The sequence below is a fragment of the Xanthomonas sp. CFBP 8445 genome (assembly GCF_025666235.1).
Lineage (GTDB): Bacteria > Pseudomonadota > Gammaproteobacteria > Xanthomonadales > Xanthomonadaceae > Xanthomonas_A > Xanthomonas_A indica.
The window spans coordinates 4,157,342-4,170,795 of record NZ_CP102594.1; the positions used below are offsets into that span (position 1 = coordinate 4,157,342).

The 13,454-nt window shown below is 69.8% G+C and carries 10 protein-coding genes; 9 read left to right on the top strand and 1 reads right to left on the bottom strand.

The features are described 5' to 3' along the window. Positions 1-46: 46 nt before the first annotated feature. The gene (gene glmS, locus NUG21_RS17850; protein WP_263391572.1) at positions 47-1,879 is read right to left on the bottom strand and encodes a glutamine--fructose-6-phosphate transaminase (isomerizing); all 1,833 of its coding nucleotides are present in this window, start codon (positions 1,877-1,879) and stop codon (positions 47-49) included. 375 nt (positions 1,880-2,254) lie between these two features. Between glmS and NUG21_RS17855 the strand changes: the two genes are divergently transcribed. From NUG21_RS17855 to NUG21_RS17895, 9 genes are all read left to right on the top strand, one after another. Further along, positions 2,255-3,523, top strand: coding sequence for an efflux RND transporter periplasmic adaptor subunit (locus tag NUG21_RS17855; RefSeq protein ID WP_160946302.1), 1,269 nt, complete (start codon positions 2,255-2,257; stop codon positions 3,521-3,523). Between the two features lie 128 nt (positions 3,524-3,651). After that, entirely contained in the window at positions 3,652-4,368 is a 717-nt protein-coding gene (locus NUG21_RS17860; protein ID WP_160946301.1) for an ABC transporter ATP-binding protein, read from the top strand. 25 nt (positions 4,369-4,393) lie between these two features. Further along, a complete protein-coding gene (locus NUG21_RS17865) occupies positions 4,394-5,716 on the top strand; it encodes an ABC transporter permease (protein ID WP_263391573.1) in 1,323 nt (440 codons plus the stop codon). Positions 5,717-5,731: 15 nt separating this feature from the next. After that, positions 5,732-6,946, top strand: a complete 1,215-nt coding sequence (locus tag NUG21_RS17870; RefSeq protein WP_263391574.1) for an ABC transporter permease — start codon at positions 5,732-5,734, stop codon at positions 6,944-6,946. 12 nt (positions 6,947-6,958) lie between these two features. Continuing rightward, positions 6,959-8,269 carry an ABC transporter permease gene (locus tag NUG21_RS17875; RefSeq protein ID WP_263391575.1) on the top strand — a complete coding sequence of 437 codons (1,311 nt, stop codon included), beginning with the start codon at positions 6,959-6,961 and terminating at the stop codon, positions 8,267-8,269. Then, positions 8,266-9,507, top strand: coding sequence for an ABC transporter permease (locus NUG21_RS17880; protein WP_263391576.1), 1,242 nt, complete (start codon positions 8,266-8,268; stop codon positions 9,505-9,507). Before NUG21_RS17875 ends, NUG21_RS17880 begins: the two co-directional genes overlap by 4 nt. 13 nt (positions 9,508-9,520) lie before the next feature. Further along, entirely contained in the window at positions 9,521-10,816 is a 1,296-nt protein-coding gene (locus NUG21_RS17885) for an ABC transporter permease (RefSeq protein ID WP_263391577.1), read from the top strand. Positions 10,817-10,862: 46 nt separating this feature from the next. Beyond that, complete coding sequence (locus tag NUG21_RS17890; protein ID WP_263391578.1) at positions 10,863-12,089, top strand: ABC transporter permease; 1,227 nt, start codon at positions 10,863-10,865, stop codon at positions 12,087-12,089. 49 nt (positions 12,090-12,138) lie between these two features. Continuing rightward, positions 12,139-13,440, top strand: a complete 1,302-nt coding sequence (locus NUG21_RS17895) for an ABC transporter permease (protein ID WP_263391579.1) — start codon at positions 12,139-12,141, stop codon at positions 13,438-13,440. Positions 13,441-13,454 lie beyond the last annotated feature (14 nt).

The following is a 13,454-nucleotide window of genomic DNA, read 5'->3' on the forward strand; positions in this document are numbered from 1 at the left end:
CGCGCACGCCAGCCGTCGCTGGCGCGCCGAACGCGCCTGGACGCGCTTATTCCACCGTCACCGACTTGGCCAGGTTGCGCGGCTTGTCCACGTCGGTGCCGCGCGCCAGCGCGGTGTGGTAGGCCAGCAACTGCACCGGCACGGTGTGCAGCACCGGGCTGAGCACGCCGGCGTGGCGCGGCGTGCGGATCACGTGCACGCCTTCGGATTCGTTGAAGTTGCTGTCCTGGTCGGCGAACACGAACAGTTCGCCGCCGCGTGCGCGCACTTCCTGCATGTTCGACTTGACCTTCTCCAGCAGGGTGTCGTTGGGCGCGATCACCACCACCGGCATGTTGGCGTCGACCAGCGCCAGCGGGCCGTGCTTGAGTTCGCCGGCGGGGTAGCCCTCGGCGTGGATGTAGGTGATCTCCTTGAGCTTGAGCGCGCCTTCCAGCGCGATCGGGTAGTGCAGGCCGCGGCCGAGGAACAGCGCGTTGTGCTTGTCGGCGAAACGCTCGGCCCACACCGCGATCTGCGGCTCCAGGTTGAGCACGTGCTGCACGCTGCCGGGCAGGTAGCGCAACTGTTCCAGGTAGTCGGCCTCCTGCTCCGCGCTCAGCCGCCCGCGGCGCTTGGCCAGCACGCAGGTGAGCTGGAACAGCGCCGCCAGCTGGGTGGTGAAGGCCTTGGTCGAGGCCACCCCGACCTCGGCGCCGGCGCGGGTGTACAGCACCATCGCGCTGGCGCGCGGGATCGCGCTCTCGGGCACGTTGCAGATCGACAGGGTCTTGGCATGGCCCAGCGACTTGGCGTACTTGAGCGCCTCCATCGTGTCCAGGGTTTCGCCGGACTGGGAGATGGTCACGATCAGTTGCCGCGGATTGGCGCAGGCGTCGCGGTAGCGGTACTCGCTGGCGATCTCCACGCTGCACGGCAGCCCGGCGATGCCTTCGATCCAGTAGCGCGCGGTCAGGCCGGCGTAGTAACTGGTGCCGCAGGCCAGGATCTGCACGGCGTCCACGTCGGTCAGCAGCGCCTCGGCCTTGCTGCCGAACAGCGCGGTGTCGAACCCGCCGGCGTCGAACAGCGCCTCCAGCGTGTCGGCCAGCGCGCGCGGCTGCTCGTGGATTTCCTTCTGCATGAAGTGGCGGTACGGGCCCAGTTCCAGCGAGGCCAGCGACACATCCGAGACGTGCGGCTCGCGCTGCACCGGCTGGTCCTGCGCGTCGTACACCTGCACGCCGTCGCGGCGCAGCTCGGCGGTATCGCCTTCTTCCAGGAAGATCACCCGGCGCGTGGCCTGGATCACCGCCGAGACGTCGGAGGCGATGAAGTTCTCGCCCTCGCCCAGGCCGATCAGCAGCGGGCAGCCCATGCGCGCGCACACCAGCAGATCCGGGCGCGACTTGCTGACCGCGGCCACGGCATAGGCGCCGGTCAGCTCCTTCACCGCCGCCTGCAACGCGCCGAGCAGGTCGCGGCCCTGGGCGATGTAGTGATGGATCAGGTGGGCGATGACCTCGGTGTCGGTCTGCGACTCGAACACGTAACCCAGCGCGGTCAGGCGCTCGCGCTGCTGTTCGTGGTTCTCGATGATGCCGTTGTGGACCAGGGCCAGGTCGCCATGGCTCACGTGCGGATGCGCATTGGCCTCGGTGACGCCGCCATGGGTGGCCCAGCGGGTGTGGCCGATGCCCAGCGGTGCGTGCAGGCCCTCGGCCAGCGCGGCGCTCTCGGTCTCGGCCACGCGGCCGGTGCGGCGCACCCGGCGCACCTGCCCGTCGGCGATGGCGGCGATGCCGGCCGAGTCGTAGCCCCGGTATTCCAGGCGTTTCAGCCCTTCGATCAGGACCGGAACCACATCGCGATCCGCAATCGCACCGACGATACCGCACATAGCCACGTCCTTCGCCGAAAAGTCCGCCATTCTAGCCAAGTCCGCTGAATGTCTCGCCGCTGTCCGCTACCGGACCTAGGGCAGTCACCAGTTCCCGAACATGCCGCGTTGGGTCTGCAGGCGCGCAGCCGGCGTTGCGGGGCGCAGCGCCTGACTGGCCGTCAGGTCAAGCCCCGCGGCGCCGGCTACGCGCCTGCCACGCCCAACCCGAAGGGCCGCGATGCTCGGGAATGGATGACACGCCCCAGTGTCCGCGAACGTGTCCGCGGACACCCGGACACCTGTCCGCGCCGGCCACCTCCATGCAATTCAATGGCTTGCAGTTGGCACGCACCGTGCTTTGGAGTTCCCGTCCTCACCGCTGCGATCGTACCGATGATCCGTGACACCTCCGCCCAGGACCAGGTTCTCGCCCGCCCCCGCTCCGCGGCCTGGCGCCGCTGGCTGTGGCCCGGGCTGATCGTCGCGCTGGTGCTGCTGGGCATCGCCTTCGCCGCACGCGGCTGGATCGCCGGCAGCCGCTCCTTCGACGCGCAACGCGTGCGCATCGCCACGGTGACCCGCGGCGACCTGGTCCGCGACATCTCCGCCGACGGCCGCCTGATCGCCGCCAACAGCCCGACCCTGTACGCCATCTCCGGCGGCACCGTGACCCTGAAGGTGGTCGCCGGCGACGTGGTCAAGCAGGGCCAGGAACTGGCCGAGATCGACAGCCCCGAATTGCGCAGCAAGCTGGCCCAGGAAGAGGCGACCCTGGCCGGCCTGCAGGCCGAGGCCGGCCGCGCCGACCTGGACGCGACCCTGGCCCGCGCCAATGCCAGCAAGCTGATCGACCAGGCGCAGATCGAGCGGCAGGCCGCCAGCCGCGACCTGGAGCGCTACCAGCGCGGCTACGCAGGCGGCGCGGTGCCGCAGGTGGAACTGGCCAAGGCCCAGGACACGCTGAAGAAGGCCGACATCGCGATGAGCCACGCGCAGAAGGATTCCGGCCTGCAGGCGCAGGGCGCGTCGCTGGACGCGCGCAACAAGCGCCTGCTCGCCGAGCGCCAGCGCGCGGTGGTGGCCGAGGTGCAGCGCCAGGTCGACCTGCTGACCCTGCGCTCGCCGTTCGATGGCCAGGTCGGGCAGGTGCAGGTCTCGCAGCACACCAACGTCGCCGCCAACGCGCCGGTGCTGAGCGTCGTGGATCTGTCCAAGTTCGAACTGGAGATCAAGGTGCCGGAGAGCTTCGCCCGCGACCTGGCGATCGGCATGCCGGCGCAATTGACCAGCGGCGCCGGCGAACCGTTCGCCGGGGCGATCTCGGCGGTGTCGCCGGAAGTGGTCAACGGCGAGGTCAACGCGCGCATCCGCTTCACCGACAAGCAGCCGCCGGGCCTGCGCCAGAGCCAGCGCATGAGCGCGCGGGTGCTGCTGGACACCCGCAGGAACGTGCTCAAGCTCGAGCGCGGCCCGTTCGTCGAGCAGTCCGGCGGCCGCTACGCCTACGTCATGGACGGCGACTCGGCGGTGCGCCGCCCGGTCGAACTGGGCGTCACCAGCCTGGGCGAAGTCGAAGTGCGCTCGGGCCTGCAGCCGGGCGACCGCGTGGTGGTCTCCGGCAGCGATCTGTTCGGCGACGCACCGCAGGTCACGGTGCATTGAAAGCCGGGATTGGGGAGTCGGGATTGGGGATTCGTAAGCCCCTCTCGTTTTCCCTTTCCTGGCCACCGCGCTCGAATCCCGACATCCCCATCTCCAATCCCCGCTCCACCACCACAGGAACTCATGCCATGCTCGAAATGCGCGCCGTCTCCAAGGTCTTCCGCACCGAACAGGTCGAGACGCATGCGTTGCGCTCGCTGGACCTGCATGTCCGCGAGGGCGAGTTCGTCGCCGTCACCGGGCCGTCGGGCTCGGGCAAGACCACTTTCCTCAACATCGCCGGGTTGCTGGAAACCTTCACCAGTGGGCAGTACCTGCTCGATGGCCAGGATGTCAGCAACCTCAACGACGATGCGCGCTCGCGCATGCGCAACCAGAAGATCGGTTTCATCTTCCAAGGCTTCAACCTGATCCCCGATCTCAATCTGTTCGACAACGTCGACGTGCCGCTGCGCTACCGCGGCATGGGCGCGGCCGAGCGCAAGCAACGCATCGAGGAGGCGCTGAGCCGGGTCGGGCTGGGTTCGCGCATGAAGCACTATCCGTCCGAACTGTCCGGCGGCCAGCAGCAGCGTGCGGCGATCGCCCGCGCCCTGGCCGGCAGCCCGCGCCTGCTGCTGGCCGACGAACCGACCGGCAACCTCGACTCGCAGATGGCGCGTGGGGTGATGGAACTGCTGGAGGAGATCAACGCGCAGGGCTCGACCATCGTCATGGTCACCCACGATCCGGAACTGGCCGCGCGCGCCCAGCGCAACGTGCACATCGTCGACGGCCAGGCCACCGACCTGCAGCGCGAACCGGTGCTGGCGCACGGCGGCAGCGACGCCGCGGCCGTGCGCTGAGCGGCACGACGGGGCAGGGACCGGCATGCTCGGCTACTACTTCCAGCAAGCGTGGCGCAGCCTGCGCCGCAGCCCGGTGCTTACCGCGCTGATGGCGCTGTCCATCGCGGTGGGCATCGGCGCGGCGATGACCACGCTGACGGTGATGCGGCTGCTGTCCGGCGACCCCCTGCCGGGGCGCAGCCAGCAGATCTTCTTCGCGCAACTGGATCCGCGCCCCAGCAACGGCGCCAACCAGACGCCGTACGACAAGCTCGACTACCCCTCGGCCATGGACCTGTGGAAGCGCGGGCGCGCGGATCGCCAGGCCATGGTCGCCGAGAGCCAGATCAAGGTGCATGCGGCGGACAGCGCCGCCCCGCCCTTCATGACCCAGTTGCTGATGACCCAGGCCGATTTCTTCCCGATGTTCCAGGTGCCGTTCGCCTACGGCAGCGGCTGGCGCGCGCGCGACGATCAGGATCGGGCGCGGGTGGCGGTGATCTCGTCCGACCTCAACGCCAAGCTGTTCCAGGGCCGCAACAGCGTCGGCCGCAGCCTGCTGGTGCGCGGCACCGCGGTGCGCATCGTCGGCGTGCTGGCACCGTGGCGGCCGTCGCCGCTGTTCTACACGTTGGCCGGCGGCAGCTTCGCCCATGGCGATACCGCCAGCTTCTATGGACGCACGCAGGACGTGTTCATGCCGCTGTCCAGCAGCCTGGAGGTCAACGACGGCCACATCCAGCCGTGGACCTGCTTCAGCAAGCCCGAGGCCAACATGGACCTGCGCAGCGCCCCGTGCGTGTGGCTGCAGTTGTGGGTGCAACTGGACACGCCGGCGAAGGTCGCCGACTACCGCCGGTTGCTGGCCGACTACGCCGCGCAGCAGCACGCCGCCGGACGCATCGGCCGCGCCGACACCGCACGCCTGCTGTCGCTGCCGCAATGGCTGGACCACAACCGCGTGGTGCCGGGCGACGTGCGCCTGCAGAGCTGGCTGGCGCTGGCGTTCCTGGGCCTGTGCCTGTTCAACAGCGTCGGCCTGCTGCTGGCCACGTTCCTGCGCCGCGGCGGCGAGATCGGCGTGCGCCGCGCGTTGGGGGCCTCGCGCCGCGCGATCTTCGCGCAGTGCCTGACCGAGGCCAGCGTGATCGGCCTGATCGGCGGCATCGGCGGTTGGCTGCTGACCCTGCTCGGCCTGTGGAGCGTGCGCCAGCAGCCCACCGCCTACGCCGACCTGGCGCATCTGGACCTGACGACCTTCGCCGGCACCTTCGCACTGGCGATCGCCTGCAGCCTCGCGGCCGGCCTGTTCCCCGCCCTGCGCGCCAGCGGTATCGCGCCAGCCATGCAACTCAAGAGTCTGTAAGCGGGGGACGCGACGATGCAGATCACTCCCATCCTCAGCGCGCTGTCGCGCCACCGCGTCGCCGCGACGCTGATCGCGCTGGAAGTGGCGCTTGCCTGCGCCGTGCTGTGCAACGCCTTCTTCCTGATCGGCAACCGCCTGCAACTGGTGCACCTGCGCAGCGGCATCGACGAAGCCGCACTGGGCCTGGTGACGCTGTCCGGCTGCGACGGCTGCAACGATGCCGACGTCAACGCCCGCGCCTTGGATGCGGTGCGGCGCACGCCCGGCGTGCGCGCGGCCGGCGCCATCAACACGGTTCCGTTCGCGCCACCGGCGTTCAACAACGGGCTGTGCCTGGACCAGGACTGCACCCAGGTCGGCGGCGTGCCGCACTTCTACATGCTCAGCCCGGGCGCGGTCGCCGCACTGGCGCTGAAGCCGGACAGCGGCCGCGCGTTCGGCGACGCGGACTACCAGCCGCTCGACAACGGCATCCCGGTCGCGGCCGGCGTGTGGATCACGCGGGCGCTGGCGACGCACCTGTGGCCGGGCCAGGATCCGCTGGGCAAGGAGTTCTGGGCCGGCGGCCACTTTCGCGTGATCGGCACGCTCGATCACCTGGCGCGCCCCGATCCGGGCCGCAGCGAGGACGGCGTGATCGGCAGCGACTGGTCGGTGGTGATCCCGGTGCGCGAGGCCGCGCAGTCCGGCACCTACGTGCTGCGCGCCGATCCGCGCGATCTGCCGCGGGTCTTGGCCCAGGCGCGCGCGGCGGTGGCACGGGCGGTGCCCGAGGCGGTGCTGGACAACGCCGCCAGCCAGCCGCTGGACGAACTGCAGCAGACGTATTTCCAGAGTGATCGCGCGATGACCGGGCTGCTGATCGCGATCATCGTCGCGATGCTGCTGGTGACCGCACTGGGCATCGTCGGCCTGGCCAGCTTCTGGGTGCAGCAGCGCACCAAGCAGATCGGCATCCGCCGCGCGCTCGGCGCCACCCGCCGCGACATCCTGCGCTATTTCCAGACCGAGAACCTGCTGCTGGTCGGCGCCGGCGTGGCCCTGGGCATGCTGCTGGCCTACGGCGGCAACGTGCTGCTGATGCACGTCTTCGAACTGGAACGGCTGCCGGCCAGCTACCTGCCGGTGGGCGCGCTGCTGCTGTGCGCGCTGGGCCAGCTCGCCGTGCTCGGCCCGGCCCTGCGCGCCGCCGCGGTCGCCCCCGCCATCGCCACCCGCAGCGCCTGACCCGGAGTCCGCATGTTCGCTTACTACCTCCGCCTGGCGCTGCGCAGCTTCGGCCGCAACCGCATCCTCACCGCGCTGATGGTGCTGGCCGTGGCGCTGGGCATCGGCGCGTCGATGACCATGCTGACGGTGCTGCACACGCTCTCCGGCGATCCCTTGCCCGGGCGCAGCGCCACGCTGTTCCACCCGCAGCTGGATCCGCGTCCGCGCAACCTGCCCAGTGCCGACCCCGAGCCGCCGGACGAGTTGACCTGGCAGGACGCGACCGCGCTGTACCGGGCGCAGGCGGCGCCGGCGCAGACCATGACCAGCGGGAACTGGCTGCCGGTGCGCCAGACCGTGCCCAACAGCCCCTTGCGCATGCTCACCACCCGCGCCGCCACGGCCGATCTGTTCGGCATGTTCGGCATGCGCTTCCTCTACGGCAGCGGCTGGAGCCATCGCGACGATACGCAGCGCGCGCCGGTGGTGGTGCTGAGCCGCCAGCTCAACGACGCGCTGTTCGGCGGTGCGGACAGCGTCGGCAAGACCCTGACCATCGCCACCCGCCCGTTCCGGGTGATCGGGGTGATCGACGCCTGGGATGCGCAGCCGCGCTTCTACGATCTCAACTCCGGCGCGTACACGCCGCCGGAGGCGCTGTACATGCCGTTCGAGACCTGGCTAGACCTGCCGCAGGACTACGGCTACGGGCCGATGCAGTGCTGGGGCAAGGATGGCGAGGCTGGCCTGCACGACCCCAAGGCCGCGCAATGCACCTGGGTGCAGTACTGGGTGCGGTTGGACACGCCGGAGCAGGTGCGGCGCTACCGCGCGGCGCTGGACGCCTACAGCGCGCAGCAGCGCCAGCTCGGCCGTTTCGAGCGCACGCCCAACACGCGCCTGCGCAGCCTGGTCGCGTGGCTGGACTACAAGCGGGTGGTGCCGGCCACGGTACGCATGCAGACCTGGATCGCCTTCGGCGTGCTGCTGGTGTGCCTGCTCAATGCGGTCGGCCTGCTGGTCGCCAAGTTCATGCGCAAGGCCGGCGAGATCGGCGTGCGCCGTGCGCTCGGCGCCAGCCGCCGCGCGGTGTTCGCGCAATGCCTGGCCGAGTCGGCGCTGATCGGCTGCCTGGGCGGACTGCTCGGCATTCCGCTGACCTGGATCGGCCTGTGGCTGGTGCGCCAGCAACCGGTGGCCTATGCGCAGCAGGCGCATGCGGATCCCGCGATCCTGGGCATCGCCCTGGCCGTGGCCACGCTGTCGGCGCTGGCCGCCGGCCTGTGGCCGGCCTGGCGCGCCTCGCGCATCGCCCCCGCCCTGCAGGTGAAATCGCTATGACCTCGCTGCCTCCGGTACGCCCCATCCTGTCCGCGCTGGGCAGCCATCGCGCCGCGGTGGTGCTGATGGCGCTGCAGATCGCCCTGACCCTGGCGGTGCTGTGCAACCTGGTGTTCATCATCGCCCGCACCTACCAGCGCGTGCACACGCCCACCGGGGTGATGGAGCAGGACATCGGCCTGATCCAGAGCATCGGCGTGATCGGCGAGCCGGGCAGCGTCAGCAGCGTCGGCCGCAGCCTGGACATCCTGCAGGCGGTGCCGGGCGTGGAAGCAGCGGCGTTCGGCACGCCGCCGCTGTGGGGCCCGGCGCAGGCGCAGCTGTTCCTGGAGCCGCAGGCCACGCAACCGGTTGCCCGTGCCAGCCTGTTCCTCGGCAGCCAGGGCCTGAACCGCACGCTGGGCATCCGCATCGTCGCCGGCCGCGACCTGCGCGATGCGGAACTGCCTGGCGCCTCGGCCCTGTTCGGCGCGCCACCGGAGATCGAGCGTCGCCTACCGGCGCTGATCACGCCCTCGCTGGCCGCCAAGCTGTTCCCCGGGGTCTCTCCACTGGGCCGCACGCTCTACACCAGCACCTTCAATCAGCCGGTGCGGCTGGACATCGTCGGGGTGATGGCGCCGCTGCGCGGCGAGATCACCGGGCACGACGACGATGCCGATGCGCTACTGAGCGAGATCCACGTCGGCAGCGAAGGCTGGGGCGGCGGCTACGTCATCCGCAGCAAGCCGGGGCAATTGGCGCGGGTGCTGCCGCTTGCGGCGGCGGCGATGCAGCGCGCCAACCCCACCTACGTGCAGCAGCGCGTGGCCACCATGCAGGAGCTGCGGGCCGACTACTTCAAGAGCGACAGTGCGGTGGCGCGCATGTTGCTGGCGATCATCCTGATCCTGCTCACCGTCACCGCGCTGGGCATCGGCGGGCTGGCCAGCTTCTGGGTGCAGCAGCGCACCCGGCAGATCGGCATCCGCCGCGCGCTCGGCGCCACCCGCGGCGACATCCTGCGCTACTTCCAGCTGGAAAACCTGCTGATCGTCGGCGGCGGCGCGCTGCTCGGCGCGGTGCTCGCCTACGTCATGAACCAGTGGTTGATGCAGCGCTTCGAACTGGAGCGGCTGTCTTCGCCCACCGTGCTGACCGGCATCGTCGCGGTGTGGCTGCTCGGCCAGTGCGCCGTGCTCGGCCCCGCCCTGCGCGCCGCCGCCGTCCCGCCCGCCACCGCCACCCGCAGCGCCTGACCCCGGAGTTCCCATGTTCGGCTACTACGTCCGCCTCGCCTTGCACAGCTTCCGCCGCAACACCGTCCTCACTGCGCTGATGGTGCTGGCCATCGCCCTGGGGATCGGCGCCAGCATGACCACGCTGACCGTGTTCCACGTGCTCTCCGGCGACCCGATCCCGCAGAAGAGCGACCGCCTGTTCTACGTGCAGGTGGATGCGCAGCCCAAGTCGGGTTACCAGCCGGGCGAGGAACCGGATTCGCAGAACACCCGTTTCGATGCCGAGGCCCTGCTGCGCGAGAAGCGCGCCAAGCGCCAGGCGCTGATGACCGGTGGCAGCGTGGCGATCGAACCGCGCAAGAGCGGCCTGAAACCGTTCAAGTCGGAAGTGCGCTTCACCTCGGCGGACTTCTTCCCGATGTTCGACACGCCGTTCCTGTACGGCCACGGCTGGACCGGCACCGAAGACGAGCGCCACGACCGCGTGGTGGTCATCAGCAAGACGCTCAACGAGAAACTGTTCGACGGCGCCGACAGCGTCGGCCGCGAACTGCGCGTGGACCAGAACACCTTCCGCATCGTCGGCGTGCTCGACGCTTGGGACCCCAAACCGCGCTTCTACGACGTCACCAACACCTACGGGTCGGACGAACAGGCCTACCTGCCGTTCTCGGTGGCGATGGACCTGAAGATGGACCGCAACGGCAGCATGAACTGCTTCGGCGACAGCAACGGCGACCAGACCGCGCTCAACGCGCCCTGCACCTGGGTGCAGTACTGGGTGGAACTGGAAAGCCCGGCGCAGGCCGCCGACTACAAGGCCTACCTGGAGAACTATTCGGCCCAGCAGCGCGCCGCCGGCCGCTTCCAGCGCCCCAACAACGTGCGCCTGCGCAACGTCATGCAGTGGCTGGACCACAACGAAGTGGTGCCCGGCGACGTGCGCCTGCAGCTGTGGCTGGCGATGGGCTTCCTGCTGGTGTGCCTGCTCAACACCGTCGGCCTGTTGCTGGCCAAGTTTCTGCGCCGCAGCGGCGAGATCGGCGTGCGCCGCGCACTCGGCGCCTCGCGCGGGGCGATCTTCGCGCAATGCCTGGTGGAGGCCGGCGCCATCGGCCTGGCCGGCGGCATGGCCGGCCTGGGACTGGCCACGCTCGGGCTGTGGGCCGTGCGCCAGCAGCCGGCCAGCTACGCCAAGCTGGCGCATCTGGATCCGAGCATGCTGGCGCTGACCTTCGCGATGGCGGTGGGCGCCAGCCTGCTCGCCGGCCTGTTGCCGTCGTGGCGCGCCATCCAGGTCGCCCCCGCCCTGCAGCTCAAGTCCTGATCCTGCGCGCCCTGCGCCTTCCACGCATCCTCACAAGGTCATCGCCATGGATATCCGCCCCATCCTGTCCACCCTGCGTCGGCACAAGACCGCCGCCGCGCTGATCGTGCTGGAGATCGCCTTGGCCTGCGCGATCGTCTGCAACGCGCTGTTCCTGATCGGCAACCGCATCGAGACCCTGCACCGGCCCAGCGGCATCGCCGAGTCGGAACTGGTGACGATCTCGCTGGGCGGGATCGGCCAGCAGGTCAACGCCGCCGCGCGCACCCGCGAGGACCTGGCCGCGTTGCGCGCGGTGCCCGGCGTGCGCAGCGCCACGTTGCTCAACCAGGTGCCGTTCGTGCACTACTCCTGGAACACCAGCCTGTCGCTGACCGCGGACCAGGAGCGGCCCACGCTCAACGCGGCGCAGTACATGGCCGAGGAAGGCACGCTGAAGACCCTGGGCCTGAAGCTGGTGGCCGGGCGCGATTTCGCCCCCGACGAATACATGGATCTGGAAGCCGCCCAGACCGACAAGCGGATCCAGGAGAAAGGCACCGCCATCATCCTCAACCGCGCCACCGCCGAAAAGATGTTCCCGGAGCAGAACGCGCTGGGCAAGACCGTCTACACCGGACCGGTGGGCGCCCGCGTGGTCGGCATCGTCGAGACCCTGGCGCGGCCCACCGCCACCAGCGGCCTGGCCGAGATCGACTACGCGATGCTGCTGCCGTTTCGCCTGAACTACACCGACGGGCTGTACGTGCTGCGGGTCACCGACCCGTCACGGCGCCAGGAAGTACTGAACGCGGCCACCGCGGCGCTGATGAAGGTCGACAGCAGCCGGCTGGTGCTCAAGCAGCAGACTTACAGCGAGATTCGCGACGCCTACTTCCAGGGCGACCGCGCGATGGTGTGGCTGCTCGGCGCGGTCTGCGTGGCGCTGCTGGTGGTGACCGCGCTGGGCATCGTCGGCCTGGCCAGTTTCTGGGTGCAGCAGCGCACCAAGCAGATCGGCATCCGCCGCGCGCTCGGCGCCACCCGCGGGCAGATCCTGCGCTACTTCCAGACCGAGAACTTCCTGCTCGCCAGCACCGGCATCGTGCTCGGCATGCTGCTGGCCTACGCCATCAACCAATGGCTGATGGGCAAGTACGAACTGCCGCGGCTGCCGCTGTCCTACCTGCCAATCGGTGCGGTGACGCTGTGGCTGCTCGGCCAGCTCGCCGTGTTCGCGCCGGCGCGTCGCGCCGCCGACGTGCCGCCGGCCGTCGCCACTCGCAGCACCTGACCCATCCCCTTGGCCGGCTTCGGCCGGCCTTTTTTCATCAGGACGCACGATGCTCGGCTACTACTGCAAACTGGCGCTGCACAGTTTTCGTCGCAATCGCCTGCTCACCGCCCTGATGGTGCTGGCGATGGCGGTGGGCATCGGCGCGTCGATGACCACGCTGACCGTGTTCCACGTGCTGGCGGCCGATCCCATTCCCGGCAAAAGTGCGCAGCTGTTCAACGTCGAACTCAATCTTCAGCCGGACGACCACTACGATCCGAACGACACCGATCCACAGCAACTGAGCCGGCGCGATGCCGAGACGTTGCTGCGCGACCGGCGCGGCGACCGCCAGGCGATGATGTCGGCCGGCGGCGTGACCGTGATCCCTGCGCAAGCGGCGCAGACCCCGTTCGGCGCCGAAGCGCGCTACACCAGTGCCGATTTCTTCCCCATGTTCGCGGTGGCGATGCGCTACGGCCACGCCTGGACCGCGGACGACGATGCCCGGCGCGCGCGCGTGGTGGTCATCTCGCAACGCCTCAACGCGCAACTGTTCGGCGACGTGGACAGCGTCGGCCGCGAACTGCAGCTCGGCGATAGCACGCTGCGGGTGGTTGGGGTGATGGACGACTGGAACATGAATCCGCGCTTCTACGACCTAACCAATACCGAGTACGGCAACAGCGAGGACGTCTTCGTGCCGTTCTCCACCGCACGCGACCTGGACCTGGACGTCAGCGGCTCGATGTCCTGCTGGGGCGACACGGCCGATGGCAAGACCAGCGAAAACGCGCCGTGCGCCTGGATCCAGTACTGGGTGGAACTGGACAGCCCCGGCAAACGCGTCGCCTACCTGGACGCGCTGCAAGCGTATGCGCAACAGCAGCGCGATGCTGGCCGCTTCAGCCATCCGCCGGACATCCGCCTCAGCGACGTGATGACCTGGTTGGACCGCAACCACGCGGTGCCCTCCGACGTGCGTCTGCAGGTGTGGCTGGCGCTGGCGTTCCTGGGCATCTGCCTGCTCAACACCGCCGGCCTGATGCTGGCCAAGTTCCTGCGCCACAGCGGCGAAATCGGCGTGCGCCGCGCGCTGGGCGCCTCGCGCCGGGCGATCTTCGCCCAGCACCTGGTCGAGGTAGCGACGATCGGCGTGGCCGGTGGCAGCGCCGGCCTGCTGCTGGCCTGGATTGGCACCTGGCTAGTGCGGCAGCAGCCGGCCGAGTACGCGTCGCTGGCGCACCTGGATGGCCGCATGCTGCTGCTCGCGCTTGGCCTGAGCCTGGGCAGCAGCCTGCTGGCCGGCCTGCTGCCGGCCTGGCAGGCGATGCGCGTGCCCACCGCCCTGCAACTCAAGTCGCAATGACGCGCCGCGTGCGC